The organism is Acinetobacter sp. ANC 5378 (assembly GCF_013004315.1).
Taxonomy (GTDB): Bacteria; Pseudomonadota; Gammaproteobacteria; order Pseudomonadales; family Moraxellaceae; genus Acinetobacter.
In genome coordinates this window covers 14923-41492 of the sequence record NZ_JABERK010000050.1, presented here as the reverse complement: position 1 = coordinate 41492, position 26570 = coordinate 14923, and the positions used below count along the sequence as shown (strand labels likewise).

Below are 26570 nucleotides of genomic sequence, written 5' to 3'. Positions count from 1 at the left end.
TGTGAATTTTAAATCCTATGCGAATGAATAAGCGTCAAAATTGTTTAAATGCCATCAAAAGTTCTTTTCATCAATCAGGATATGTCGACTGGCATATTAGTCCACGCTTAAGCAATGACTCGCAAGATGAATCTGAGGGTGAGATCGCGGTACAGACTGCGCCACCCGTATTAAAACGTCCACCCATGTATGCGGTTGTTTTGATGAACGATGATTACACCCCAATGGACTTTGTAATTGAAATTTTACAACAATACTTTGCTTTGAATCTTGACCAAGCGACCCAAGTAATGCTAACTGTACATTATGAAGGGAAAGGTGTTGCAGGCGTTTATCCACGAGACATTGCGGAAACGAAAGCGAACCAAGTCAATAATTACGCTCGGTCACAAGGTCATCCATTACTTTGTCAGATTGAGCCAAAAGATTAAGGGGATTACATGCTCAGTCGTCAATTAGAAGTATCTTTACGTTTGGCTGTAAGCATGGCTCGTCAAAAGAGACATGAGTTTCTCACGGTTGAACATTTATTGTTGGCTTTACTTGATAATGACTCTGCTGTAAATGCGCTTAAAGCGTGTGGTGCGGACATTATCGTTCTGCGTAAAGAACTAGAAGAATACGTTGAACAACACACCCCTAAATTAGGCGAACATAGCGATCAGGCGCCACATCCGACTGAAAGTTTTGATCGTATTCTGCAACGTGCGATTTTCCATGTGCAATCCAGCGGTGGTGATCGAACTGTAGAAGGTGCGGACATTCTTGTTGCGATGTACTCTGAACGTGATTCCTTTGCAGTTTATTTGCTTAAACGTCATCAAATTAACCGTTTAACTTTAACTCAATATTTATCTCACGGTACGCGCAAAGAAGAAGTGCAAGCCGAAGAAGAAGTTGAAGACTTAGATGGTGAAACCTCGAGTTCTTCAAATGCTGGACCACTCGATTTATATACCACCAATTTGAATGCTGAAGCTCAAAAAGGAAAAACAGATCCTTTAATTGGGCGTGAAAAAGAAATTGAACGTGCTGCGCAAATACTTTGCCGCCGCCGTAAAAATAACCCTTTACTCGTCGGTGATCCAGGGGTGGGTAAAACCTCGATTGCTGAAGGTTTAGCTTGGCTGATTGTGAATGGTAAAGCGCCTAAACCATTGGCTCATGCAGAAGTGTATAGCCTGGATATTGGTGCGTTGGTTGCAGGTACAAAATACCGTGGTGACTTTGAAAAACGCTTGAAACAATTGCTGAATGCGTTAAAAAAGAAACCAGAAGCGATTCTGTTTATTGATGAAATTCACATGATTATTGGTGCCGGCTCAAGTATGGGCAGCACCATGGATGCATCAAACTTAATTAAACCTGCCTTGTCGAATGGTTCATTGCGTTGCATCGGTTCAACCACTTTTCAGGAATATCGTCAAGTGTTTGAAAAAGATCATGCTTTGTCACGTCGTTTCCAGAAAATTGATGTCAATGAGCCCTCTATTTCTGAAACGATTGATATTTTACGTGGTTTAAAATCTAAATTTGAAGATTTTCATCACGTTCAATATGACGATAAATCCTTGGTCGCAGCAGTGGAGCTGTCATCGAAATTTATTAATGATCGCTTCTTGCCGGATAAAGCCATTGATGTAATTGATGAAGCGGGTGCACAGCGCCGTTTGAAAGCAGAGGAAGATGATACTGTAATCACGGTTGAAAATATCGAAGATATCATCTCTAAAATTGCGCGCATTCCACCGAAAACCGTCTCGAAAGATGACAAAACAGTATTAAGTAATCTTGAACGTGATCTTAAACGCGTGGTATTCGGTCAGGATGATGCAATTGAAGCACTCGCTTCTGCCATCAAATTGTCGCGTGCAGGCTTGAAATCACCCGATAAGCCAGTGGGTAGCTTTGTATTTGCAGGTCCAACTGGTGTGGGTAAAACCGAAGTCACCAAACAGTTGGCTAAACTGTTAGGTGTGGAACTGGTTCGTTTTGATATGTCTGAATATATGGAACGTCATGCGGTTTCACGTTTAATTGGTGCACCTCCGGGTTATGTTGGTTTTGACCAAGGTGGTTTGCTGACGGATGCGATTCATAAAAACCCACATTGCGTATTACTGCTGGATGAAATTGAAAAAGCGCATCCAGATGTATTTAATTTGTTATTACAAATTATGGATCATGGCGCATTGACCGATAACAACGGTCGCAAATCTGATTTCCGTAATGTGATTCTTGTTTTAACCACCAATATTGGTGCGGAAAGTATTTCTCGCGCGAGTATTGGATTTATGGAACAAGACAATAGTAATGACAATAAGGATGCAATGAAGAAAGCATTCTCGCCTGAATTCCGTAACCGTTTGGATGGCGTGATTCAATTCAATGCGTTGCCAACCACTGTGATTGAAAATGTAGTAGATAAATTCCTGACTGAATTGCAAGCGCAACTTGATGATAAGAAAGTGATTCTTGAAGTGGATCAAAGTGCGCGTGAATGGATGGCTGAACATGGCTATGACCGTTTAATGGGTGCGCGTCCAATGCAACGTTTGATTCAGGAACATTTGAAGAAACCGCTTGCTGAGATGATTCTGTTTGGTGAGCTTGCAGAACACGGTGGTAATGTTGCGGTTTCTGTGAAGAAAGAAAATGGCAAAGCAGTGGGCTTGAAACTCGAAGTGTTTGAAGATCAAACTGCTGAACCTGCATAATCATCTAGATTGTTGAAATAACCCGTGTTCGCACGGGTTATTTTGTTTTTATTCAGCCTTATTCTGACCTTCTTTTCAAAGAGAGAAGGAGCGAATCAAACGATATAAGAATTCATGGATATTCAAATTACCAAGGTACTTACGACGGTTGGCCTTTTTTTTGTCACAGCAATTGCAGAGATTTTGGGCTGTTATTTTCCTTATCTAATTTTAAATCAAGGAAAATCACATTGGTTGTGGCTTCCAACAGCCTTAAGCCTTGCACTATTTGTGTGGTTACTGACATTGCATCCTGCGGCATCCGGTCGAATTTACGCAGCTTATGGTGGGATTTATATTTTTAGTGCTTTAATGTGGCTGCGCTATATCGATCAGGTGATCTTGACGCGCTGGGATCTATTGGGTGGTTTGGTAGTGATATTGGGTGCGATGATTATTATTTTACAACCGCAAGGATTGATACGTTAAAACACTAACGTATCAAATGAGCAGGCTAAAACTGACATTCAGTATTTTTAATTTTCATATGATAATTTTTATTATCTGAGCTTAGCTTGATTGCGACATGATATGGATTTATACGTTGGAATTCATGCTCAAAAAATAAATGACAATTTTGAATTAAATTTTGTTTAATCAGAAGTTTTACTTCTTTATCACCAATATCTTCAGCAAACTGGGTGAAGTCTGGGGTCGTAATGATGCCTTGAATATCAATATGATCGGCATATAAACGCAATTGCTCAATTACCGTGTTTTGATCAACTTGAAATGGCATAGTACGAGAGTCTTCGTCGCTTATCACATCTAAAATTTCATTCAATGCTTTGGTGTCTTTAATTTTATAAGCTTGGTCGAGGATTTGCTTTTTAAGCAAATATTGGTCGAGTTCTGTAGCTTTGGCTTGTGCGGTATTGACTAAAAGCAAACTGCTTAGGCATAAAACGATTATTTTTAAAGACATGGTTATAATCACTTATAAAAGTTATGTATTGATTATAGTCATTTGAGTATAAAAAAAGCACCCGAAGGTGCTTAATCTTTTTAAGATTTTTCTAATCAATTAGTCTTTCTTTAAATTTTCATTCAGTAAAAATTCAACCAAAGCTTTTTGAGCGTGCAAGCGGTTTTCTGCTTCATCCCAAACCACAGCATTTTTATGGTCCAGCATATTTTCAGAAATTTCTTCACCACGGTGAGCAGGTAGGCAGTGCATGAACAGGCAATCTGGATGAGCCAAATCCATGAGTTTTTCATTGACCTGAAAATCGGCAAATGCTTTTTCACGAATTTTTTGCTCTTCTTCTTGGCCCATACTTGCCCAAACGTCAGTCACGATCAAGTCAGCATTCACAGCGGCATCTTCAGCTGAATCAACAAGTTCTACACAGTGAGCAAATTCAGACAAGAATCTCTCTTGTGGTTCATAGCCTTTAGGTGCAGCAACTTTTAATTTAAAGCCCCACATATGTGCTGCTTCAATATAAGAGTTACACATATTATTGCCGTCACCAATCCATGCGACTGTTTTGCCTTCAATAGAACCACGGTGTTCTAGATAAGTTTGCATGTCAGCAAGCAACTGGCAAGGGTGATGATCATCAGTCAAGGCATTGATGATAGGTACTTTTGAATAAGAAGCAAAGCGTTCTACGATGTCATGACCAAAAGTACGGATCATAATAATATCAAGCATGCTTGAAATCACACGTGCGGAATCTTCAATCGGCTCGCCGCGACCCAATTGGGTATCGCGAGAAGACAGGAAAATTGCACTACCACCGAATTGACTCATACCTGCTTCGAACGAAACACGTGTGCGGGTACTCGATTTTTCAAAAATCATGCCCATAACTTTACCGACGAAAGGTTGGAACACCTCATTGCTATGTTGCTTGCGTTTAAGTTCAATCGCGCGCTGCAGAATTTGGTTAAGTTCTAAAGTCGATAAATCGCGTAAGGTCAGAAAGTGACGTAGAGCCATGGTTACTCCACAATAATTGCTGAATAGAAAAAAACAACAATTAGTTGTTGGTTGGTTAAGTAAAAAGGGAATCGATTAATATACTATAAGCAGGCAAAATTGCAAAAAAACTAGACTTTTTGATGGCCTTCCAAGAAGCGATCAACACAATAGTTGATGTATTTGATCGTTTCCTGATCATTTTCCTGAATTGGAATACCCATTAAAATGCGCCATTCCAAATTTCGTAAAATACCAAAATAGAATTGGGCAGAATAAATAGGGTGTTCACATTTTAATAGACCATTGTTATGCGCCTTTTCTAGAGCACAAGCAATGGCATTTTGAATATGTTTTGGACCCTGTTCGTGAATATATAAAGCAAGTTCTGAATTGTGTTGGGTGCGTTCTAAAATGAGACGCATAAATGCTGCATTTTCTGGTTGTAATAGGTGTCTATGAAAATTAAGCAGGGTATTAATCAGGTAAGATTTTAAATTATCTTTATCTTGTTCAAACGGCAGGCAGATATCTTTAAAAAATTGCTCACGACGATAATCACAAATGGCAGTAAATAAACCTTCTTTATTGCCAAAAAATTTGTAAATGGAGGCTTTGGAACCCCCAGCATGCTGGACAATATCATCCAAAGACACTGCATCATAACCACGTTCTAAAAATAGCTCATTTGCGCTGAGTAAAAGCGCTAGACACCGTTCATGACCACGTTTTGTTTGTGGAGTGTCACGAGCGAGGGGTTCTAATTGAGCGAGTTCGTGCATATGGTCTATAACGTCAATAATCAAAGAAATGAAATCATTTGCAATGATAGCAAAAATATGTACACATTTTCTTAAAATAACAGTTTTGTCTTATTTGCTCACAATTATGAAGCATCGAAATAACACTATAGTTTTGGTGAATATTTGACTAAAGTTTTAGAGTATAAATTCTAAATAGTCATAGATATGAAGGAGTTTATGGATATACTCGGAATTCGATAAGTAAAGTGAAAACTGTGGAAAGGAATATGACACAACAAATGTCTGCAGGCTTAAGATTTAGACAAGCACTGGAAGTGGAAAAACCATTACAAATTATCGGCACAGTGAATGCCTACGCAGCCATGATGGCGAAAGAAGTGGGTTATAAAGCCATTTATGTTTCAGGTGCAGGAGTTGCCAATTATTCTTACGGTTTACCTGACTTGGGTATGACCAGTTTAGATAATGTTCTAGAAGATGTACGTCGTATTACTGAACGTGTAGATACCCCTTTATTGGTGGATATAGATACAGGTTGGGGCGGTGCATTTAATATCGCCCGTACGGTTAAACAAATGATTGCGGCAGGCGCTGCAGCTGTTCATATTGAAGATCAGGTTGCACAAAAGCGTTGTGGTCACCGTCCGAACAAGGAAATTGTGACCCAGCAGGAAATGGTTGATCGTATTAAGGCTGCTGTCGATGCGAAAACCGATTCAAACTTTGTGGTGATGGCGCGTACTGATGCCTTGCAAAAAGAAGGTTTGCAGGCAGTCATTGATCGTGCCTGTGCCTGTGTAGAAGCGGGTGCGGATGCTATTTTTGCTGAAGCAATGACTGACATTACTATGTATCGTACGGTGTGTGATGCGGTAGGTGTGCCGGTACTGGCAAACATTACCGAATTTGGTGATACGCCTTATTACACGGTAGATGAATTGGGTGAACAAGGGATCAGTATGGTACTTTATCCACTGTCAGCAACGCGTGCAATGCAAAAAGCGGCATTGGAAGTGATGCGCTCAATTCGTGAAAATGGTACGCAAGTTAATGTATTGGACAAGATGCAGCAACGTAAGGAACTTTACGAATTCCTTGATTATCATACGTTCGAAAACACCTTAGATAAATTGTTTAAATAAATAATTCAAAATGGAGAATTAAAAATGGCTGAAGGAAAAGTACTCACCGGCGCGGGATTGCGCGGACAGGTGGCAGGTAAAACAGCGTTATCAACAGTAGGTAAGAGTGGTGCAGGCTTAACCTATCGTGGTTATGATGTGCAAGATCTTGCTGAAAACTGTCAGTTTGAAGAAGTGGCTTACCTGATTTTCTTTGGTGAATTGCCAACCAAAGAACAGCTTGCTGCTTATAAAGCCAAATTGAAATCACTTCGCCATTTGCCGCAGGCATTGAAAGAAGTTCTGGAACGTATTCCTGCGGATTCGCATCCAATGGATGTGATGCGTACTGGTGTTTCCATGCTCGGTAATCTGGAAACAGAACAATCTTTCGATATACAGCAAGATGTTGCAGATCGCATTTTGGCGACTTTACCTGCAATCATCTGCTACTGGTATCGTTTTAGCCACGATGGCGTACGTATTGAAGAAAATACCGATGATAATTCTATTGGTGCACAATTCCTACATTTACTTCATGGTGAAAAACCAAATGAATTGCATGAACAGGTGATGAATGTATCGTTGATTCTTTACGCAGAGCATGAATTTAACGCATCTACATTCACTGCGCGTGTATGCGCTTCAACCTTGTCTGATATGCATTCGTGTATCACCGGTGCAATTGGTTCACTTCGTGGTCCATTACACGGTGGTGCCAATGAAGCAGCGATGGAAATGGTTGAAAACTGGACGTCTCCAGAAGAAGCTGAGCGTGAAATGCTGGGCAAGCTTGAGCGTAAAGAAAAGATCATGGGTTTTGGTCATGCAATCTACAAAGACAATGACCCGCGTAATGGCATCATTAAAATCTGGTCTGAGCGTTTAGCGAAAGACGTCGGTGATACAGTACTCTATCCTGTATCTGTACGCTGTGAAGAAGTGATGTGGCGTGAGAAGAAATTATTCTGTAATGCTGACTTCTTCCATGCATCTGCGTACCACTTTATGGGCATTCCAACCAAATTGTTCACACCAATTTTTGTGATGAGCCGTGTAACCGGTTGGGCAGCGCATGTGATGGAACAGCGTGCGGACAATCGTATTATTCGCCCAAGTGCGGATTATACCGGTCCAGAATTACGTAAAGTGGTGCCGATTGCAGAGCGTACTGCAGCATAAATTTCTCAAATTGTCATAAAGCCTCTTCGGAGGCTTTATTTTTTAGCTTTTTATTTTTTTGTGTGAGTAAAACAGGATCTTCAATGCTATAGCCTGTTTCAAAAGGAATACCTAAGTATTTAACCGCTACAACCATTTTGTTGTGTTGCGGAATTTTGAAGGCTTGTGAAATATTTAAGTGGGGTTTATAGGCTTTAGCTGTATGTTGCAGACTACTTAATTGCGGTGTAACCACTTTATAACGATACTGATATTCCGTGATTAAACCATCAAATCCGGAGCTTGCAGATTTTTGTACACGCGTTTTTTTCACGATTTGGACTTTGGCAGTTGCTTTATTTACAGCAATTAAAGCGGTTAATCTTTTTTTAATTTTTAAAATGTCTTTATTAAATTGTGTGCTGTCTTGATCATAATCAATCTTCTTGGTTTTTGGATTGATATAAAGCGAATTAACCTGGATGAGTTTTTCAGGCTGTTTGTTGTTTTTAAATTGATAATAGTAGAGTTGTGGCAGACGACCACGACCATCTTCATAGTGTTTGAGTAGATAGACTTTTTGGTCTTTGGCATCATAACCCAGGAATTCTACATTGTGAGGTCCTCCCACAGTTGCAAAACTGGTGCAGGGGAGCAGGATTAAACCGAATATAAAAGTTTTGAATATTAACATAACTAAACTCCATCAATGAGTTTGATGATTTCTGCTGCAATATGCTGGGTTAAGACAGAAAGCCTCTGTAAAGGCGTTCCATCAATAAAATAATGAAAGTTGTGCGTTTTATTTAAATATAAAATTGAGGTAAAAAAAGTGCCTTCGGGTTTTGTTTTTGTTGCACTACCACCAGGTTTGAGTAAGCCGGTACAAGCCACAACAATATCTGCGTGAGTAAATAGTTTTTTCCCATGGATCGCCATGGTTTCTGTGACTTCGGCAGATTCGGCCGTGTATTTTTCTATAAGCTCGGCATCAATATTCAGGATATCAATCTTGATGGAAGGATCATAACTGACCAGTCCACCCAGCAAAATTTCTGCACCACTGTTCTTGCAAATAGAAAATTGACTGGAAAGGTAACCAGAGCTGGCGCTTTCAATAAAAGCAATCTTTAATTGATGTTGTTCAAGGAGGTCACAACATTTTTTTAACATTATTAAAAATCCTAAAAATTATCTGTATTTTAACTCAAATCTCACTCGGCTCTTGTGTTGCAGTAGAGTAGGAGGTATTAAATTTTAAATTTTTTAATTCATTTTTTCATTTGAAAGAATAGCGTGGTTTCTATTTTTAGCAGTATTATTTTTTTTGGATTAAAATTAAATTGTCAACCATAGTGATCAAATATGAATGAATTATTCAATAAAAAACCCAGTAAAATCACTGGGTTTTTGCATTTAAACTAAAATTCAACTTAGTTTTCAAGCGCAGGCGTTGCCGCAGCAATTGCAGCAGCAACAGCATCATCTTCAGACTGAGTTGCAGAATTTGATTTTGATGGCGTTGCTTGAGTCGGTTTTTCTTCGGCTTTTGGCGCTTCAGCCTTTGCTGCCACTGCTTTAGGCGCTTCAGTGGTCGCTGGTTGAATTACTTCACGACGAATGACTGTGGTTGTATTCGCAGTTTCCTGACGTTCTACTTCAACCTGTGCAGGAATTTCAGTTTGTGTGTTTTCAGCTGAATCTAATGGTTGTAACTGAACAGGTTCATTGACTTGTTCAATTTGTTGAGTGGTCTCAACTTTTTCTTGTTCATCTTCCTTCGGTGCTTCCTTTTTTACACACGCTGTTAATAATAAACCTGCTGCAATAGCGCCACAAATCAAAAATTTTTTATTCATAATTGCACAAAACAAAGCATTAATAGGATGCAAGTATTATAACAGCAAATACCAAGATGAAAATCCTATAAAGTCCCTCTAATTTTTTATCGGAAATGCTGATAGAATAACCAATTGTTTATTGTTCTTTGAATTGATGCGGAATGACTTTGCTTTATAGGTACAGAGTAAAGTAAAATTGCGCAACATTGCAGGCCGATTTAGGCTCGATTGTACGAGAAACCCAATGACCCATTTTATTTTCGTGACTGGTGGTGTAGTTTCATCACTAGGTAAAGGTATTTCAGCTGCTTCAGTTGCTGCACTTTTAGAAGCCCGTGGTTTAAAAGTAACCATGGTCAAAATGGATCCATACATTAATGTCGATCCAGGGACAATGAGTCCTTTCCAACATGGTGAAGTTTTTGTCACAGAGGATGGTGCTGAAACTGACCTAGATTTGGGTTATTACGAACGTTTCTTGCGTCGTGCGAAAATGACCAAACTGAATAACTTTACTTCAGGTCGTGTTTATCAAGACGTACTTAATAAAGAACGTCGTGGTGATTACCTCGGTGGTACTGTTCAGGTTATTCCACACATTACGGATAATATTAAAGAACGTGTTCTTCGCGCAGGTGAAGGCTATGACGTTGCGATTGTTGAAATTGGCGGCACAGTAGGTGACATTGAATCTCTCCCATTCATGGAGTCTGTTCGTCAGTTAATGGTTGAGCTTGGTCATAAACGTACCATGCTGATGCATTTAACATTATTGCCATATATCAAATCTGCAGCTGAACTTAAAACCAAGCCAACACAACACTCTGTAAAAGAGCTTTTGTCGATTGGTATTCAGCCAGACATTTTGATCTGCCGTACAGAGTACGATGTAGATGCCGATACTACGCGTAAGATTGCATTATTTACCAACGTTGAAGCACGTGCCGTTGTGGTATGTAAAGATGCACGTTCGATCTACCAGATTCCACGTACATTCTACGAACAAAATGTTGATGATTTAATCTGTGAACGTTTTGGTTATAATGATCTTCCTGAAGCTGATTTAACAGATTGGGATAATGTTGTAGAAGCATTACTGAATCCTGAATACACGGTACGTGTAGCGATGGTTGGTAAATACGTTGAACTTCCAGATGCTTACAAATCTGTGAACGAAGCACTTTTACATGCCGGTATTAAAAACCGCGTTAAAGTTCAAATCGACTACGTAAATGCTGAAGAACTTGAAAGCCAGGATATTGCAACTGTATTACAAGATGCTGATGCGATTCTTGTACCAGGCGGTTTCGGTGAGCGCGGTACTGAAGGCAAAATGCAGGCGATTAAATTCGCACGTGAAAATGGTGTGCCGTTCCTCGGTATTTGCTTGGGTATGCAGTTGGCTGTGATTGAATACGCACGTAATGTTGCCGGTATTGCAGATGCGACCTCGACTGAATTTAACCGTTCAACCAAATCTCCATTGATTGGTTTAATTACTGAATGGTTAGATGAGCGCGGTGAAGTTCAGCAACGTTCTGCTGATTCTGATCTGGGTGGCACTATGCGTTTAGGTGCGCAAAAATCTGAACTGGTTGCAGGAACTAAAACTGCAGAAGTTTATGGTTCTGAAGAAATCATCGAGCGTCATCGTCACCGTTACGAGATGAACAACCGTTATATTCCTGTGCTTGAAGAAAAGGGCATGAAAATTTCAGGTTATTCACCAGTCCAACATTTAGTAGAAACTGTTGAAATTCCTCAACATCCTTGGTTTATTGCTGTACAATTCCACCCGGAATTTACAAGTTCTCCACGTGATGGACATCCATTATTTGCTAGCTTTATTGACGCTGCTAAAAAACAGTATCAAAAAACTAAATAATGTTGCTCTAGGAATAAACTAGGAAAGTTTAAATAATGTCGCAATTAAAACCACAAGAAATTGTACGTTTAGGCGATATACAAATGGCAAACCACTTGCCATTTGTATTATTCGGCGGAATGAATGTACTTGAATCTAAAGACTTAGCTTTTGAAATTGCTGAAACTTATGTTGATATCTGCACACGTTTGGATATCCCCTATGTATTTAAGGCAAGTTTTGATAAAGCTAATCGCTCTAGTTTGCACTCTTTCCGTGGCCCAGGTCTGGAAAAAGGTCTTGAGTGGTTAGCGGACATTAAAAAACATTTCAATGTACCGATCATTACTGACGTACATGAACCTTACCAAGCTGCTCCTGTTGCTGAAGTTGTGGACATTATCCAACTTCCAGCTTTCCTGAGCCGCCAGACTGACCTTGTTGAAGCCATGGCAAAAACTGATGCCATCATCAACATCAAAAAAGCACAATTCCTTGCTCCACATGAAATGCGCCATATTTTGCATAAATGTCTGGAAGCGGGAAATGACAAACTGATTATTTGTGAGCGTGGTTCGGCATTTGGTTACAACAATCTGGTTGTAGACATGTTGGGCTTCGACATCATGAAAGAAATGGATGTTCCTGTGTTTTTTGATGTCACGCATGCGCTTCAAACCCCAGGTGGTCGTGCGGATTCAGCAGGTGGACGCCGTGCGCAAATCACCACGCTTGCGCGCGCAGGTATGGCAACTGGTTTGGCTGGTTTATTCCTGGAAGCACATCCTGATCCAGAAAAAGCCAAGTGTGATGGTCCATGCGCACTGCGTATGTCACAGCTTGAGCCGTTCTTGGCGCAATTAAAAGAATTGGATACTTTGGTTAAAGGATTCAAAAAGTTAGATACTCATTGATGCTTTTAATAGCATCTAGTTATTCAATCAACTGAGGAATTGTTCATGAGTCAAATCGTTGACATCCGTGCACGTGAAATTTTGGACTCTCGTGGTAACCCAACCATCGAAGCAGACGTAATCTTAGAATCTGGCGTAGTTGGCCGTGCATGTGCACCATCTGGTGCTTCAACTGGTTCTCGTGAAGCTTTAGAACTTCGTGACGGTGATAAATCACGTTACTTAGGTAAAGGTGTTCGCACTGCTGTTAATAACGTAAATACGTTAATTCGTGATGCTCTAGTTGGTAAATCAGTATTCGAACAAAAAGACATCGATAACACGATGATCGCTTTAGACGGTACTGAAAACAAAGAAAAATTAGGTGCAAACGCAACATTGGCGGTGTCTTTGGCTGCTGCGCGTGCTGCTGCTGAAGAAAAGAAAATTCCTCTTTTCCAATACATCGCAGATCTTCGTGGTCAAACGATTTTGACTATGCCTGTACCAATGATGAACATCATCAATGGTGGTTCACATGCAGACAACAACGTTGATATTCAAGAATTTATGATTGAGCCAGTAGGCTTCACTTCATTCTCTGAAGCGCTACGTGCGGGTGCTGAAATCTTCCATTCACTTAAATCAGTATTAAACAAAAAAGGTTTAAACACTGCAGTTGGTGATGAAGGTGGTTTCGCACCGAACTTACGTTCGAACGAAGAAGCAATTACGGTTATTCTTGAAGCAATTGGTCAAACGGGTTACAAAGCAGGTTCTGACATCATGCTTGCGCTTGACTGTGCATCTTCAGAATTCTACAAAAATGGTCAATACATTCTTGCGGGCGAAGGCAACAAGGCATTCACAAGCAACGAATTCTCTGACTATTTAGCTGGTTTGGTAAAACAATACCCAATTATCTCGATTGAAGATGGTTTGGACGAGTCTGACTGGGAAGGTTGGTCTTACCTGACTTCAATCCTGGGCGACAAAATCCAGTTGGTTGGTGATGATTTATTCGTAACGAATCCTAAGATTTTACAACGTGGTATTAATGAGAAAGTCGGTAACTCGATCTTAATCAAATATAACCAAATCGGTACCTTGACTGAAACTTTAGATGCAATCTATCTTGCTAAAGCAAATGGTTACTCTACTGTGATTTCACACCGTTCAGGTGAAACTGAAGATTCTACAATCGCGGATCTTGCAGTCGGTACAGCAGCGGGTCAAATCAAGACAGGTTCATTGTGTCGTTCTGACCGTGTTGCTAAATATAACCAATTGCTTCGTATTGAAGAATTGACTCATGCTGCATATCGCGGTAAAGCTGAATTCAAAGGTTTGAACTAAGCGACTAATGCGATTTATGTTAAGTATATTTAACTCCACTGCGAGTAAAGTATTATTGGGCCTTGCGATCATTTTGATCGCAGGGTTTCAGTATTTATTCTGGTTTGGCGAAGGTGGTTATCATGACCATCAAAAATTAGCCGAAAAAATTCAACAACAAACAGAAATAAATGCGGAATTAAAAGAACGTAACCGTGTTTTAGCTGCTGAAGTCTATGACTTGAAAAATGGTATTGAAGCCATTGAAGAACATGCACGTTTAGATCTCGGTTTGGTCAAGCCGCATGAAACTTTTGTGCAAATGAGCATGATTGGTACAAACTATAAACCCATTTATATCGACCCCAATGCCAAAGTTGATTTAAGAACAAATGAAGACGGTACGGGAGCACCACCCGCAAATGCGCCATAAAATTTGGGCGGTTATTCCTGCTGCAGGTTCTGGGAGTCGTTTTTCTAAAACTGAACTTAAACAGTATCAGATGATTCAAGGTCAAACGGTATTAGAACATACGATCAGTCGTTTGAATGATTTGCCACTTTCAGGTTATGTATTGGCGATCAGTGAAGATGATTCGGTTGCAAAAACATTGAATTTTGCTCAGCCCGATAAAGCTTATTTTTGTGTCGGTGGGGCAGAACGGGTGAATTCTGTTCTGAATGCTCTGACTTATTTAAGTCAAATTGCTTCACCTGATGATTTGGTTTTTGTGCATGATGCTGCACGTCCTTGTGTCACCCAAGATTGTTTGAATCGTTTAGTGAATACTGCAATACAAGAAAACTGTAGTGCGATTTTGGCAATTCCGGTACGTGATACTTTAAAACGGGTTGAACAAGCCAATACTATTAATAAAACCGTGAGCCGTGATTATTTATGGCAAGCACAGACCCCGCAAATTTCAAAGTTAGGCATATTGAAGCATGCTATTGAAAAAGCGTTGCAGGATGGCATCACGATTACTGATGAAGCCAGTGCTTTGGAGTATGTGGGGGAAATCGTGAAAGTGGTGCAGGGTCGTTCAGACAATATCAAAATCACTTATTCTGATGATCTGGAACTTGCAAAATTGATTTTAACAGTACAAAAATAAAATAAAAAATGGCTTCAGATGTATTATCTCTAGAGCTTTAAATTTATACTTTGGCATCGCATTTAAACACTCAAATATTTCAAATGATACCATCACCTCAGTATCGTTTTTTACGTCACTCTTTACGTGATGGTAGAAGCATTAAACATGATTCATCAAGATGGACTAGATTACATTTAGATCCATGGTTACTTTGTTTTCTTTTATTGAATTCAGTGCTGGGATTGATGGTGGTCTATAGTGCAACCATGCAAGATAGCAGCATGGTCATCCGCCAAGCCACAAGTTTTGGCGTGGGCTTTATAATCATGTTTTTATGTGCTCAGATTCCGCCAAAAGTCTATCAGGCAGCGAGCCCTTATTTTTATATACTGGGCATTGTGCTGTTGGTATTGGTGCTGCTCATTGGTGATACCCGTTTGGGTGCCAAGCGTTGGCTGACTATTCCGGGCATCGGAAGTATGCAGCCCAGTGAGATTATGAAATTTGCCATGCCGTTAATGATGGCCTGGTTTTTTTCCCGTCGTGCTTTTCCACCCACATTTATGCAGATTGCCATTGGACTCATGTTAATGATGTTTCCTTTTGTGTTGGTGGCTTTGCAACCTGACCTGAATATTGGACTCATTATTCCCGGTATTTTTGCTTTATTTCTTTGTGGGATGTCATGGCGCCTAATTTTGGGTGCATTGACGGCACTGGCAGTGGCAGCACCGCTTATTTGGATGTTCTTGTTACAAACTTACCAAAAGAAACGGGTTTTAACTTTGTTTGATCCAGAGTCGGATGCATTGGGTGCAGGCTGGAATATTATCCAGTCCAAAATTGCCATTGGTTCTGGCGGCTTAACCGGTAAAGGGTATTTGACCGGGACGCAGTCGCATTTGGGTTACTTACCTGAACATCATACTGACTTTATTATGTCGGCCTATGCTGAAGAATATGGTTTTATTGGGGTATTTTTATTATTCAGTCTTTTTGCGGCCATTATTATTCGTTGCTTAATGATTGGGTTGAATAGCTTCCACAATTTTGGTCGTTTATTTGCCGGCACCATTGGATTGACGTTCTTCTTCTTTGTATTTTTAAACTCGGGCATGGCCAGCGGTATTTTACCCGTCACTGGAGATCCATTGCCGTTGATGAGTTATGGTGGTTCAGCGGTTATTTCATTACTGGCAAGTATGGGTATTGTGATGTCAATTCATACTCATCGTTGATGAGTTGAAAATATTATAAATCTACCTACAGTCTTGATCGTTATTTTTTAATAAATGACAGTGTCAAAAAAGCCCTCAATCGAGGGCTTTTTTGTTTAGGTGAAGAGCCAGGTGTAGTAACCCCAAAGCATCAGTGGCCATGCCAGAAATGGACTGAATAACCATTTCCATAACCAAAACTTTGGAATAAAACCTACACCGTGAATAAAGCCACCTGAAATACCGATCATGATATACATCATGGTACGGTGACTATATTCACCATTTGCATCTAGCATCATCGCTGGATGAATCAATAAAACGGCTGCAAGCGGCAATGCCAACAAAAATGAAATGGCCATTGCAAACTTGTTCGGCTTCTTGGTCTCTGTTGTTATTGCAGCTTCAGTCATTTTTTATTCCTCATCCAGATCTTGATGATGTTCGATGTAAAGGGCGCTGAGTACCCCTGCAAAACACGCCATTAAAATTCCAAGAATCCAAGCGAAATACCACATATCTATTCTCCTTGCACACAAGCCTAGTAAAGGCTGTGTGAATTATCCTGAACGTGTTTATTGGTGATCACACCCCACATTTTGTAGTAACACCAAGTGGTGTAGCACAAGATTAGTGGTACAAAAATACAAGCAGCTACAGTCATGACAGTGAGGGTGGTTTTACTCGAAACCGCATCCCACATCGTTAAGCTAATCGCTGGATTAAGACTTGATGGCATTAAGAATGGGAACAATGCAAAACCAGCAGTCAAGATTGAACCGATGACAGCAAGACTTGAACCGAGGAAGCTGAAACCTGCTTTGTTTTTACCTGCCGCAAGTACCACGATGATGCCACCAAGAATACCCATGATAGGCGCAATCATTGTAATTGGATAGGTAGTGTAGTTGTTCATCCAGCCGTGGTTGCCATTGGTAAGCACTTCTTTGGCTAATGGGTTGGCGGCCGCATTGGTATCAAATGGTTGTACCAAGGTATAACCTTCAATACCACCGAAGTATAACCATGCACCTGCACCCAAGAAGCAGACTAAGAACAGCATGCCCATGATTTGAGTTGCTTTGGCAGAACGTGCACGTAAATCACCATCAGTACGAAGCATCAGCCATGCACCACCATGTGCACATAGCATTGATAGGCTAACCAGACCGCAGACGATCGCAAATGGGTTAAGTAGGGCAAAGAAGCTACCTGTATAGGTTGAACGTACAGTTTCATCTAAAGTGAAAGGTACACCCAGGAACATGTTGCCGAATGCGACACCAAAGACCAGTGCAGGAACTGCACCACCAATTGATAAACCCCAGTCCCAAGAATTACGCCATTTGGTGTTTTCTAACTTGGAGCGGTAATCGAAACCGACAGGTCGCAAGAACAAGGCGAACAAGACCAGAAGTAGGGCCCAGTACATGCCTGAGAAGGCGGTTGCATAAACCATTGGCCAGGCAGCAAACAGTGCACCACCGGCAGTGATAAACCAGACTTGGTTACCGTCCCAGTGTGGGGCAATCGTATTGATTGCCGCACGACGTTCGTCATCATTTTTACCTACGAATGGCATAATAGCCATCGAGCCCATATCGAAACCATCGGTCAGGGCGAAACCAATCAGCAATATGCCAACCAATACCCACCAGATAATTTTGAGAAGTTCATATTCGATCATGATTGAGCCTCCCCATGAACTTTGTTTTGTGCTTCAAGTTTTTCAAAATGGTATTTACCAGTATGTAAAGAACTTGGCCCTAGGCGAGTGAACTTGATCATCAGGTACATCTCGATAATAAGCAGCACGGTATAGAATGCAGCCAGTGCAATGATTGACCCCCAGATGTCGCCAGTACTTAATGTAGAGGTAGACAAGTGTGTAGGAAGTACTTCACCAATCGTCCACGGCTGACGGCCACCTTCTGCTACGTACCAACCGGTTTGTGCTGCAATCCATGGTAGTGGTAGAGAAAATAAGGCAAATTTAAGTAACCAAGGTTTGTTTTCTGCATTGCGTTTTGCCACGGCATAAGTCGCAATGATGAACAGAAGTAACATCAGGAACCCTGAAGCAACCATGGCACGGAACGAGAAGAACAGTGCTGTTACGTTTGGAATGGTATCTTTCACTGCAGATTTAATATGTTCTTCAGATGCATCCACGACATTTGGAGAATACTTTTTCAGAAGCAAGCCATAGCCTAAGTCTTTTTGATTTTGTTCAAATGCCGCTTTCAGTTCAGGAGATTTATCACCTGCGCGGAGTTTTTCCAATTGATCATAAGCAAGCATACCGTTACGGATACGGACTTCATGTTGAACCATGAGGTCTTTAAGACCTGTTACTTCTTTATCTAAAGAACGTGTCGCAATAATACCCATTACATATGGAATCTTGATGGCGTAGTCAGTGCGTTGTTCTTGTTGATTAGGAATACCAAACAATGTGAATGGCGCAGGAGCAGGGTGAGTCTCCCATTCCGCTTCAATCGCAGCAAGTTTGGTTTTTTGAACATCACCTAACTCATAACCCGATTCGTCACCTAACAGGATCACGGAAAGTGTAGAGGCTAAACCGAAAATGGCAGCGATGGCGAAAGAACGACGTGCAAAAGGAACATCGCGTTTTTTCAATAAGTAGAAACTTGAAATCGCCAATACAAAGATTGCACCAGTCACATAACCCGCAGAAACTGTATGGACAAATTTCACCTGAGCTACAGGGTTGAAAATTAACGCACCGAAGTCGACCAGTTCCATACGCATGGTTTCATAGTTGAATGCTGAACCGACCGGGTTTTGCATCCAGCCATTGGCAACCAGAATCCAGAGTGCTGACATATTGGAACCGAGAGCAACCAGCCAGGTTACGCCTAAATGCTGAACTTTAGAAAGTCGATCCCACCCGAAGAAAAATAGACCAATAAAAGTCGATTCCAGGAAGAATGCCATTAGGCCTTCAATCGCCAGTGGAGCGCCAAAAATGTCGCCCACATAGTGCGAATAATATGCCCAGTTTGTACCAAACTGGAATTCCATGGTTAAACCAGTGGTCACCCCTAAAGCGAAGTTAATACCGAAGAGTTTTCCCCAGAATTTGGTCATGTCCTTGTAAATTTCTTTACCGGAAATCACATAGGTGGTTTCCATAATGGCAAGAATAAAAGCGAGACCAAGAGTAAGAGGTACAAAAATAAAGTGATACATCGCGGTCATTGCAAATTGGAACCGCGAAAGATCGACCACGCTTTCAGAAATCATCAACGTGTCTCCTTGATTGGGGAAGGACTGCCGGCAATGTGCTCGGCAACTTGATTGTCAAAATTTTTGGGAATAGTAGGGGTGTCAAACCAGATATGTTTAATCGTCAACAAGAGAACAATCTTAATTATTAATATGATTGTTATCTCGCGAACTAATCGTTGGTTAAAATCTTTTGGTATTAAGCTCATGCAAATAAGCCTATTTTTAAAACATAATGGATATTATTAAACAAAAAGTAACTAAAAATAAATAGATTAAACAGTTAAAGTGAAAATATATTATTTAAATTAATAAAAACAATAGCTTATTGTTGGGTGGTGTTAAAAAATAAACTAATTTTTATGGGTTTAAAGTTGAGTTAAATACTCTGTATTAAGATTTTTTAAATCCCAACTAAAATGATCATGTATTATTTTTAAAGTTGACTAAAACAGTTATGTATTATGTAAAATCCGACCAAAATTGTTGCATATTATTGAAAATTGGTATTTGAAATAATATTTATTAAGTAAGATTAATCTGTTTTTTAATTAGGGTTTAATAATTTAAAAAAGAAAATAATGCAGATATCGTTTTAAATACTTTATTTTTGAGAAATAAAAAAGACCGCCCGTAGGTAGTCTTTTTTGAGTTAAGCATGCGGTTAAAAAATCAGTACATTTAAATGAAATATTCTTTAGTGTGCTATGGCTTTTGGCTTAGAAGTTATATTCCATACCTAGACCGATCACAGTTTTTTTATCATCTTTAACCAACCAGTCACGTTTCTGTTGACCAACTACGCCATAGAAACGTGCTTGTTTGTTGATTTGATAGTCTGCACCTATACCATAAAGATCTTGCTTACGATCTGCACGACCATCAGATTCAGTGTTTGTAGAAATATATTCTGCTTTTAATTTCACTGGCGTAGATGGGATGGTATAAGCAGCGGTTACACCATAAGCATCTTCTTGTAAACCTTTATAAGAGGTGATTGTAGTAACAGGAGGAGTGCCACTTGCAGCTGATGTTGATACTGTATCATCTGTAGGTTGAGCTGTTTGCCATAATGCGCCAAACACTAAGCCATTAACTCCCATTTTAGTTAAATCTACAGAACCTGTTACACGAATAGCATCAGTATAAATATCTTTTAAGCTGTAAGCACTGTATTTAGATGCAACACCGAAGTTACCGGCAACTGCAGCCGCCAAACCAAGATCTTTATTGTCATAGGTAAGCGACGTTGAAATTCCATCACCAAAACTATCACGGCTGTCTTCTAGACCATTTGTTGCATTGTTAGTAGTAGAGGATTCTTCACCTTGTTGGAACATGATGTTGAATGCTAAACCACCTAATAATTTTTTATCAGTTTCAAAACCAATCACGTTATTTAAACGATCTTCACCTGCTAAAATAGAAGTCATGTCTAGTTCAGTGTGATCGTTGAAGATATCTTGGTTATTACCTGCAGCTGTTTTGAAATAAGAATCGTATTTACCGAATTTTAATGTCGCAATTCCATCAGATTTAATACCAATAAAACGGTTACGGGCACTTAAATCAGTGTCAGAGCCAGAACCATCAGTAGAGATTGCCCATTCAGCTAAATAAACTGCTGATAATTTGTCAGTTAGTTTTTCTTCACCTTTTACACCAATACGAGAAGCATTTGAGTTTACTTTTGATACGCTTTCGTCTTTAAAACCATTGTTATCGATTTGATCTAAAGTAACATTTAATTTGCCGTACAAAGTTGGCGCTGCTTGTGCTGCGCTTAAGCTTAAAGTTGTAATTGCAGCAGCGAGAAGCAATTTTTTCATTGAGATTTCTCCAAAACATTGTTCTAAATGGCGTTAGCCTTGCTTGACACTTTTTTAGTTTGCTTAGGTACAAAAAGTTACAAAAGCTAACCAACTTGCTATGCAGTATCTGTAATGTTTGTGACAACGAAGTGAACAATAAATGACAGTTTTGTGACGTGTATGGATTAAATATGAAGGCTAATTCTTTCTTTTCTTATTCTGTATTTATAAAAAAATGGAGCCGAAGCTCCATTTTTTGAATTCATTTTAAATTAAAGTGCGGCTTTAATTCTTTCCGCCAACATTTGAATTTTTTCTTGATCACCCATGTGTAAAGCATGTTTGCCTAATTCATGAACCGAACTTGGAATGAGGTGAAAATGTACATGCGGCACAGTTTGACCTGCGGATGCACCTGAAAGTTGCATCAGTACAATGCCTTTTACTTCAAGTGCTATTTCCATCGCTTGGGCAATTTTTTGCACAATTTGAATGGTATAAGCAGCAGCATCAGGAGGTAGATCAAGCAATGTTATAGCCGGTGTTTTAGGGATGACCAGCGTGTGACCTTCAGCTTGCGGCATGATGTCCATAAAAGCGAGAACTTGATCGTCTTCATACACTTTAATTGCAGGAATTTCGTTGCGGATAATTCGTGCAAAAATATTTTGATCATCGTAAAGCATGGCTAATCCTTGAAAGTGATTGTGTACTGTAATTATTTACAGTTCAATTCTTTCTGACGATCTTTGATGGCGTCAAGTCGTTGTTGCTCTTTTTCTGAAAATTTTGGTTTAGTTGTATAGCAATTATCATTGCCAAACTTCGCCTTAGCATCAGGATCTTTAAAGCAAAAACCTTTAGATGCGTAAATGACATCATGGTCATTTTTCAATTTTTGACATTCTTGCTCTGGCGTTGCTGCAAAAGCACTTGCCCCAATAAAAGTTGCAACACTAGCAAAAATTGCAACACTTAACTTAGTCATGAGAGTTTCCTCTGTAAGAACATTGTGTATAACACATAATCACAATATTAGGTTTCGTTATCATTATTCAATGGCGAGTTATTACTCAAGTGTAATTTTACTCCATGATTCGTACATTTTTACAGCGCTAGAAAAGTCACTGTCTTTTTCTGCTAAATCACTGGAAGCCTGAATTAAACTTTGAGTAAGGGCAATGACTGGCGCAGAAAGTTTAGCTTCACGAACCAAGTCTAAAGCAATCCCGGTATCTTTGGCTAATAATGGGAGGGCAAAGGTCAGTGGAAAACTACGATTTAAAATGCGCTGCGGTAAAACCGTTTCCGTTACACCGCTTTTGCCACTGGAGGCATTAATACAATCTAATGCTTCATTTAAGTTTACGCCATGTGCTTTAAGTGCAGTAAAACCTTCTGCCACTGAACACAGATTTACAGCCAACAACATATTGTTTACTGCTTTCACTGCAAATCCTGAACCCGGGCCACCGACATGTTTGATCAGTTTGCCGAAGGCTTGAATTGCGGGCAGGGCCTGTTCAAAAGCTGTAGCTTCTCCGCCAATCATTACCGTCAAGGTGGCATTTTCAGCGCCAATGGTTTGCCCACTGACAGGAGCATCAAGGAAATCTACATTTTGTGATTTGAGTTGCGTTGCCAGATTTTTTGCCGATTCAGGAACACCACTGGTGCAATCGACCCATACCGCACCAGATTTAATTTTGACACTGGTAATGAGGTCTTCGACTTCTTTACTGGTTGGTAAGCAAGAAAAAATGATGTCTGCTTGAACCGCCTGTTCAAGTTCGACTGCTTGCGTGCCAAATTCAGTTGCATGCTGTTTGGCTTTTTCGAAATTGCGGTTCCAGACATAGACCGTGTCGAAATGTTGAGGCAAATGGGCTGCCATGCGGTAACCCATAGCCCCTAAGCCGATGAATGCAACTGACTGAATCATGATGTTTCCTTTATATTTTGCTTGATCTGTGTTTTAACCAGGTGGTCATAAATGGCCAGAACTCATTGGCACTGGATTGGCTCGACATCAGCCCTAAATGACCACCCGGGATGAGAGTAAACGTGACATCTTGACTATTTGTCAATTCAATTAAAGGCTTAACTGCTTCTACAGATACGATCTGATCGCTACGGCCCGCACCCACCAATACAGAGCACTCAATATTTTTTAATTCGATATTCTTATCTTGTAATTGGATAACGCCATTTTTGAGCGGATTTTGTAGCCAGACATTAAAAATCATGTCCTGATTGATACCGCCAGGATAATCAATCATACGGTTGAGGAAGTGTCCCATTGTGGCATGTTCGTATAAGGCTTGCGTGTTATCCAGATTAAGTAGGAGCTGTTTCTGACTTTGAATCCATCCTATAGGGTCTATAATTTTAAACCCGAATGAATTTAATACTCCCGGAGTATGGATCAGGGATTTTGGTAAAGTTTCAGAATAAATTTTGTTTTGCAGAGCTTTATTTTTGGCAATCAGTTGATTGACTTTTTGAAAAAGTTTACCGGTACGACCTGAGGCATGGCTGTCTACCGGACTGCCCAATACAATTAAATTCTTAACGTGGTTCGGTTTATGCAGTGCGCAATACAGCATGACAAATACACCGGCCATACTCCAGCCATGCAGTGAAATTTCATCGCTGTTTGAATGTTGACGAATTTGGGCAATGCAATGGGGAATGGCATCATCAATGAATGACATGAAATTAAGGAAGCGATCTTTATAGTTGTATTGCCCCCATTCGACTAAATAGACATCAAAACCACTATTCTGAAAATGCTTCACCAACGAACGGTAAGGGTACAAGTCATAAATGGCCATGTTGATGGCTAGAGGAGCAACGAATACGAGAGGTTCTTTATATTGTTTATCTGGTGAGGCGTAATAACGCACACAGGTTTGTTTGTACTCTGCAATGATTTCATAGGGCGTAGTTTGCGATAAAACCAGCGATTTTGAATTAAACAAACTGGTCGACAGGTTTTTAAGTTTGTTTTTGTGCTTGGCAATTTTATTTTTAACTTGAATCATTGCTGCGGGTACTAACATATGGGTGGATTGATCGAAGTGTAGGCGATATTTGTGCATTATACCTTGACCTTAAATGCCATAGGCGCTCAAAATGTTGGCAATTATTAGCAACGGCAGTCCAAGGACTGGGTAGGAAAGATGAGCCAACAAGACGACATTGAATACCAATTAGATACTTTAGCCATTCGTACAGGTCATACACGTAGTTTTGAAGGTGAGCATGGCGAGCCAATTTTCCTGACATCTTCATTTGTTTATGAAAATGCAGCAGAAGCAGCCGCTAAATTTTCGGGGCAAGAACCGGGAAATATTTATTCACGTTTCACCAATCCGACTGTAGCGATGTTCGAAAAGCGTTTAGCTGCTCTGGAAGGTGCTGAACGTGCTGTGGCGACCAGTTCTGGTATGGCAGCAATTATGGCTGTTGCAATGTCCTATTTGAAAATGGGCGATCATGTCATCTGTTCACGCGCTGTGTTTGGTTCGACTGTATCTTTGTTTGAAAAATACGTGGCTAAATTTGGCGTAACTGTTGATTTTGTCGATTTGACAGATTTGCAAGCATGGAAAAATGCTATCAAGCCTGAAACCAAACTCTTGTTTGTAGAATCTCCATCCAATCCGCTTGCTGAAGTTGCTGATGTTCAAGCTTTGGCTGATCTTGCACATGCCCATGGTGCATTACTTGCGATTGATAACAGCTTCTGTACCCCGGTATTGCAACAACCGATTAAATTTGGCGCAGACTTGGTGGTTTATTCCGCGACTAAATACTTAGATGGTCAAGGTCGTGCACTTGGTGGTGCTGTGGTGGGTAATCACAAACTGCTTGAAGAAGTGTTTGGTTATGTACGTACCACCGGACCATCAATGAGCCCATTTAATGCCTGGGTATTCTTGAAAGGTCTGGAAACTTTGCGTTTACGTATGCGTGAACATTCAGCAAGTGCACAGAAACTGGCTGAATTCCTGAATACTCATCCAAAAGTTGAAAAAGTCTATTACGCTGGTTTGCCTTCACATGTCGGTCATGAGCTTGCAGCGAAACAACAAACCGGTTTTGGCGGTATTGTTTCGTTTGAAGTGAAAGGTGGTCGTGAAGGGGCTTGGAAAGTCATCGACAATACCCAATTTATTTCTATCACTGGTAATTTAGGTGATGCGAAATCGACAATTACTCACCCAGCCACCACAACTCACGGTAAACTCTCAGCGGAAGCGAAAGAAGCTGCCGGTATTCGTGAAGGTTTAATTCGCGTTTCTGTTGGTTTAGAAGATATTGATGATATTATTCGCGACATTAGTCGTGGTTTAGATTTAATCTAATTTTATAGATATTGATTTAGAAATTGGTTGTTCGGAGAATTTTATGAACATTAATATGTTGATGCAGCAAGCCCAGCGCATGCAGAAAGATGTTGAAAACAACATGAAAAAAGCCAAAGAAGAACTGGCGCAAACTGAAGTTCATGCTGAAGCTGGCGGTGGTCTGGTAAAAGTGACCATGACTTGCCGTAACGTGGTAAAACGTATCGAAATCAATCCTGAACTTCTTCAAGAAGATGCCGATATGATTGAAGACTTGATCGCTGCTGCCATGAACGATGCTGCGCGTCAGGCTGAAGCGGTTTCTGAAGAACGAATGAAAGCGGCTAACTCTGGTATGGGCTTGCCACCAGGCCTTGCTGGTTTATTCTAAGGAATACGTTGAGTGTTTAGTGATCGATTTGATCAACTGGTACAAGCTTTACGTATTTTGCCAAGTGTTGGGCCGAAATCGGCTCAGCGCATGGCATTACACCTGATCATGAAAAATAGGGAAGGTGCAGTCGGTTTGGCGCATGCCTTAAATGAAGCAACCACTTATATTCATGAATGTAGCGTTTGTCATTCACTGACTGAAAATGAAGTGTGTGATATTTGCCTGTCCCATGAACGCGATGATCAGCTGCTCTGTGTGGTGGAATCACCTGCAGATGTGATGGCGATTGAACAAAGTGGCAGTTTTCGTGGCAAATACCATGTACTGGGTGGGCATTTATCCCCACTGGATGGGATTGGTCCTGAAGAAATCGGTATTCCATATTTGATTCAGCGCTTAAGCCAAGGTGGCGTTTCTGAAGTGATACTGGCAACCAATGCCACTGTGGAAGGTCAGGCAACTGCACATTATCTGGTAGAAGCCACCAAGCATTTACCTTTGAAAATGACCCGTATTGCTCAAGGTGTTCCTCAAGGGGGAGAGCTTGAATATGTGGATAGTCATACTTTAAGTCAGGCAGTTCATAACCGCATGCGTATGAAATAAGTGCCAGGGTACTTATTTCATCACTTTTGATGATTTGATGAGTTTAAATTTGAATTTTATCTGTCTAAATTAAGTTTAAACTTATACAAAAAATATATAAAAACTCACTATTTTTTGATTTAACTACTAAAAATAGAGTGAATATGCGTACTAGATGTAAAATTTGTTATATCTAAATGTTA

At 40.2% G+C, this 26570-nt stretch carries 30 protein-coding genes; 14 read left to right on the top strand and 16 right to left on the bottom strand.

The genetic code is table 11. The features are described 5' to 3' along the window. The first annotated feature begins 17 nt into the window (after nt 1–17). The 3 genes from clpS to HLH16_RS11065 all read left to right on the top strand — a co-directional run bounded on the left by clpS (nt 18) and on the right by HLH16_RS11065 (nt 3185). The gene (gene clpS, locus HLH16_RS11075) at nt 18–431 is read left to right on the top strand and encodes an ATP-dependent Clp protease adapter ClpS (RefSeq protein WP_171529371.1); all 414 of its coding nucleotides are present in this window, start codon (nt 18–20) and stop codon (nt 429–431) included. 9 nt (nt 432–440) lie between these two features. Beyond that, nucleotides 441–2717, top strand: coding sequence for an ATP-dependent Clp protease ATP-binding subunit ClpA (gene clpA, locus HLH16_RS11070; protein ID WP_171529370.1), 2277 nt, complete (start codon nt 441–443; stop codon nt 2715–2717). A 114-nt stretch (nt 2718–2831) separates the two neighbouring features. After that, nucleotides 2832–3185: a YnfA family protein gene (locus HLH16_RS11065; RefSeq protein ID WP_171529369.1), complete on the top strand. Its 354-nt coding sequence runs from the start codon at nt 2832–2834 to the stop codon at nt 3183–3185. A 25-nt stretch (nt 3186–3210) separates the two neighbouring features. Here HLH16_RS11065 and HLH16_RS11060 read toward each other — a convergent pair whose 3' ends face one another. The 3 genes from HLH16_RS11060 to HLH16_RS11050 all read right to left on the bottom strand — a co-directional run bounded on the left by HLH16_RS11060 (nt 3211) and on the right by HLH16_RS11050 (nt 5462). Further along, a complete protein-coding gene (locus HLH16_RS11060; RefSeq protein WP_171529368.1) occupies nt 3211–3681 on the bottom strand; it encodes a hypothetical protein in 471 nt (156 codons plus the stop codon). 99 nt (nt 3682–3780) lie between these two features. Further along, nucleotides 3781–4701: an ornithine carbamoyltransferase gene (gene argF / locus HLH16_RS11055; RefSeq protein ID WP_086193398.1), complete on the bottom strand. Its 921-nt coding sequence runs from the start codon at nt 4699–4701 to the stop codon at nt 3781–3783. A gap of 110 nt (nt 4702–4811) precedes the next feature. Continuing rightward, entirely contained in the window at nt 4812–5462 is a 651-nt protein-coding gene (locus HLH16_RS11050; protein WP_171529367.1) for a TetR/AcrR family transcriptional regulator, read from the bottom strand. Nucleotides 5463–5710: 248 nt separating this feature from the next. Between HLH16_RS11050 and prpB the strand changes: the two genes are divergently transcribed. Both prpB and prpC read left to right on the top strand, forming a co-directional pair. Further along, on the top strand, nt 5711–6586 hold the full coding sequence (gene prpB, locus HLH16_RS11045; RefSeq protein WP_067724715.1) for a methylisocitrate lyase: 876 nt from the start codon (nt 5711–5713) through the stop codon (nt 6584–6586). Nucleotides 6587–6610: 24 nt separating this feature from the next. After that, a complete protein-coding gene (prpC, locus tag HLH16_RS11040; protein ID WP_171529366.1) occupies nt 6611–7747 on the top strand; it encodes a bifunctional 2-methylcitrate synthase/citrate synthase in 1137 nt (378 codons plus the stop codon). Between the two features lie 13 nt (nt 7748–7760). On the opposite strand, the gene HLH16_RS11035 is transcribed toward prpC, so the two are convergent. The 3 genes from HLH16_RS11035 to HLH16_RS11025 form a co-directional block, all read right to left on the bottom strand. After that, entirely contained in the window at nt 7761–8420 is a 660-nt protein-coding gene (locus HLH16_RS11035) for an aminotransferase (RefSeq protein ID WP_171529365.1), read from the bottom strand. 2 nt (nt 8421–8422) lie between these two features. Beyond that, nucleotides 8423–8899 (bottom strand): CinA family protein, encoded by a 477-nt coding sequence (locus HLH16_RS11030; protein WP_171529364.1) that lies wholly within the window; start codon nt 8897–8899, stop codon nt 8423–8425. A 260-nt stretch (nt 8900–9159) separates the two neighbouring features. Further along, the gene (locus tag HLH16_RS11025; protein ID WP_171529363.1) at nt 9160–9585 is read right to left on the bottom strand and encodes an internalin; all 426 of its coding nucleotides are present in this window, start codon (nt 9583–9585) and stop codon (nt 9160–9162) included. A 226-nt stretch (nt 9586–9811) separates the two neighbouring features. Here HLH16_RS11025 and pyrG point away from each other — a divergent pair, with 226 nt between their 5' ends. The 6 genes from pyrG (at nt 9812) to rodA (ending at nt 15994) form a co-directional block, all read left to right on the top strand. Then, nucleotides 9812–11452 (top strand): CTP synthase, encoded by a 1641-nt coding sequence (pyrG, locus tag HLH16_RS11020; protein WP_131291034.1) that lies wholly within the window; start codon nt 9812–9814, stop codon nt 11450–11452. Between the two features lie 35 nt (nt 11453–11487). Next, nucleotides 11488–12345 (top strand): 3-deoxy-8-phosphooctulonate synthase, encoded by an 858-nt coding sequence (gene kdsA, locus HLH16_RS11015; protein WP_171529362.1) that lies wholly within the window; start codon nt 11488–11490, stop codon nt 12343–12345. 45 nt (nt 12346–12390) lie between these two features. Continuing rightward, entirely contained in the window at nt 12391–13680 is a 1290-nt protein-coding gene (gene eno, locus HLH16_RS11010) for a phosphopyruvate hydratase (protein WP_131291030.1), read from the top strand. 16 nt (nt 13681–13696) lie between these two features. Beyond that, nucleotides 13697–14092, top strand: a complete 396-nt coding sequence (locus HLH16_RS11005; RefSeq protein WP_214646690.1) for a septum formation initiator family protein — start codon at nt 13697–13699, stop codon at nt 14090–14092. After that, nucleotides 14082–14774 (top strand): 2-C-methyl-D-erythritol 4-phosphate cytidylyltransferase, encoded by a 693-nt coding sequence (gene ispD / locus HLH16_RS11000; protein ID WP_250850272.1) that lies wholly within the window; start codon nt 14082–14084, stop codon nt 14772–14774. The genes HLH16_RS11005 and ispD overlap by 11 nt, the downstream gene beginning before the upstream one ends. Nucleotides 14775–14857: 83 nt before the next feature. Continuing rightward, nucleotides 14858–15994, top strand: a complete 1137-nt coding sequence (gene rodA, locus HLH16_RS10995; RefSeq protein WP_171529360.1) for a rod shape-determining protein RodA — start codon at nt 14858–14860, stop codon at nt 15992–15994. 95 nt (nt 15995–16089) lie between these two features. On the opposite strand, the gene HLH16_RS10990 is transcribed toward rodA, so the two are convergent. From HLH16_RS10990 to HLH16_RS10945, 10 genes are all read right to left on the bottom strand, one after another. Beyond that, nucleotides 16090–16386, bottom strand: a complete 297-nt coding sequence (locus HLH16_RS10990; RefSeq protein WP_131291022.1) for a cyd operon YbgE family protein — start codon at nt 16384–16386, stop codon at nt 16090–16092. A gap of 3 nt (nt 16387–16389) precedes the next feature. Further along, on the bottom strand, nt 16390–16491 hold the full coding sequence (gene cydX, locus HLH16_RS10985) for a cytochrome bd-I oxidase subunit CydX (protein WP_002120988.1): 102 nt from the start codon (nt 16489–16491) through the stop codon (nt 16390–16392). A gap of 23 nt (nt 16492–16514) precedes the next feature. Further along, entirely contained in the window at nt 16515–17660 is a 1146-nt protein-coding gene (gene cydB / locus HLH16_RS10980) for a cytochrome d ubiquinol oxidase subunit II (RefSeq protein WP_171529359.1), read from the bottom strand. Further along, the gene (locus HLH16_RS10975) at nt 17657–19243 is read right to left on the bottom strand and encodes a cytochrome ubiquinol oxidase subunit I (protein ID WP_171529358.1); all 1587 of its coding nucleotides are present in this window, start codon (nt 19241–19243) and stop codon (nt 17657–17659) included. The genes cydB and HLH16_RS10975 overlap by 4 nt, the downstream gene beginning before the upstream one ends. Further along, nucleotides 19243–19434 carry a cytochrome oxidase putative small subunit CydP gene (gene cydP, locus HLH16_RS10970; RefSeq protein ID WP_171529357.1) on the bottom strand — a complete coding sequence of 64 codons (192 nt, stop codon included), beginning with the start codon at nt 19432–19434 and terminating at the stop codon, nt 19243–19245. Before cydP ends, HLH16_RS10975 begins: the two co-directional genes overlap by 1 nt. A gap of 510 nt (nt 19435–19944) precedes the next feature. Then, nucleotides 19945–21054 carry a porin gene (locus HLH16_RS10965; RefSeq protein WP_171529356.1) on the bottom strand — a complete coding sequence of 370 codons (1110 nt, stop codon included), beginning with the start codon at nt 21052–21054 and terminating at the stop codon, nt 19945–19947. A gap of 254 nt (nt 21055–21308) precedes the next feature. After that, nucleotides 21309–21722 carry an HIT family protein gene (locus tag HLH16_RS10960; RefSeq protein WP_171529355.1) on the bottom strand — a complete coding sequence of 138 codons (414 nt, stop codon included), beginning with the start codon at nt 21720–21722 and terminating at the stop codon, nt 21309–21311. 32 nt (nt 21723–21754) lie between these two features. After that, the gene (locus HLH16_RS10955; protein ID WP_067724748.1) at nt 21755–22024 is read right to left on the bottom strand and encodes a YARHG domain-containing protein; all 270 of its coding nucleotides are present in this window, start codon (nt 22022–22024) and stop codon (nt 21755–21757) included. Nucleotides 22025–22105: 81 nt separating this feature from the next. Beyond that, complete coding sequence (locus HLH16_RS10950) at nt 22106–22978, bottom strand: NAD(P)-dependent oxidoreductase (protein ID WP_171529354.1); 873 nt, start codon at nt 22976–22978, stop codon at nt 22106–22108. Nucleotides 22979–22988: 10 nt separating this feature from the next. Continuing rightward, nucleotides 22989–24080 (bottom strand): alpha/beta fold hydrolase, encoded by a 1092-nt coding sequence (locus HLH16_RS10945; protein WP_171529389.1) that lies wholly within the window; start codon nt 24078–24080, stop codon nt 22989–22991. A gap of 138 nt (nt 24081–24218) precedes the next feature. Between HLH16_RS10945 and HLH16_RS10940 the strand changes: the two genes are divergently transcribed. Genes HLH16_RS10940 through recR form a run of 3 tightly spaced genes read left to right on the top strand, consistent with a single transcriptional unit; the run spans nt 24219 to nt 26388 of the window. After that, entirely contained in the window at nt 24219–25406 is a 1188-nt protein-coding gene (locus tag HLH16_RS10940) for an O-succinylhomoserine sulfhydrylase (protein ID WP_171529353.1), read from the top strand. A gap of 43 nt (nt 25407–25449) precedes the next feature. Next, nucleotides 25450–25779: a YbaB/EbfC family nucleoid-associated protein gene (locus tag HLH16_RS10935; protein WP_131291005.1), complete on the top strand. Its 330-nt coding sequence runs from the start codon at nt 25450–25452 to the stop codon at nt 25777–25779. 12 nt (nt 25780–25791) lie between these two features. Further along, nucleotides 25792–26388, top strand: a complete 597-nt coding sequence (gene recR, locus HLH16_RS10930) for a recombination mediator RecR (protein WP_131291003.1) — start codon at nt 25792–25794, stop codon at nt 26386–26388. The last annotated feature ends 182 nt before the right edge of the window (nt 26389–26570 follow it).